The sequence below is a fragment of the Zafaria sp. Z1313 genome, from assembly GCF_050563205.1.
Taxonomy (GTDB): Bacteria; Actinomycetota; Actinomycetes; order Actinomycetales; family Micrococcaceae; genus JAZDCJ01.
Map to the genome: position 1 here is coordinate 1 of NZ_JBNWUK010000027.1, position 1,097 is coordinate 1,097.

Here is a 1,097-nt window from a genome sequence, read left to right on the forward strand (position 1 = left end):
GGAAGCGAAGGAGAAGGGCGTCAGCCTGGTCGGCCCGGACGGGCTGCTCGCCGGGCTAACGAAGCGGGTGCTGGAGACTGCGCTCGAGGTCGAGATGACCGAGCACCTCGGTTATGACAAGCACCAGCCCAGCACCGGCGAGAATGCCCGTAACGGGACGCGGGCGAAGACCGTGATGACCGAGGTCGGTGCAGTGCAGATCGACGTTCCCCGGGATCGTGAGGGGTCGTTCCAGCCGAGGATCGTGCGCAAGCGGCAGCGTCGGCTGGACGGGATCGACGAGATCGTGCTGTCATTGACCGCGCGCGGGCTCACGACCGGTGAGGTCGCGGCGCACTTCGACGATGTCTACGGAGCCAGCGTCTCGAAGGACACGATCTCGAAGATCACCGACAAGGTGATCGAGGAGATGACCGAGTGGCAGAACCGTCCGTTGGACCGCGTCTACCCGGTGGTGTTCATCGACGCGATCGTCGTGAAGGTGCGGGACGGGCAGGTGCGCAACAAACCGTTCTACGTCGCCGTCGGCGTCACCACGGGCGGGGAACGCGACATCCTCGGGATCTGGGCCGGCGACGGTGGTGAGGGCGCGAAGTTCTGGCTCGGCGTGCTCACCGAGATCAAGAACCGCGGCGTCGAGGACGTCTGCATCGTCGTCTGCGACGGGCTGAAAGGCCTCCCGGACGCGATCAACACGACGTGGGAGCTGACGACGGTGCAGACATGCATCATCCACCTGATCCGCAACACGTTCAAATACGCGTCGCGGAAGTACTGGGACCAGATCGCCCGCGACCTCAAGCCGGTCTATACCGCCGTCAACGAAGCTGTCGCGAGGGCCAGGTTCGAGGAGTTCGCCGAGAAGTGGTGCACCATGTATCCCGCGATCCGGCAGCTCTGGGAGAACGCATGGGCGGAATTCATCCCGTTTCTGGACTACGACGTCGAGATCCGCCGCATCATCTGCTCCACGAACGCGATCGAGTCGCTCAACGCCCGCTACCGGCGCGCCGTCCGTGCCCGCGGGCACTTCCCCAACGACGCTGCCGCGCTGAAATGCCTGTATCTCGTGACCCGGTCGCTTGACCCGACGGGGC

General features: G+C 65.0%; 1 pseudogene. It reads left to right on the plus strand.

Features of this window, described 5'->3' with window-relative positions:
• A pseudogene (locus tag ACQ3I4_RS15585) lies at window positions 1-1,097 on the plus strand (IS256 family transposase); the annotation flags it as partial.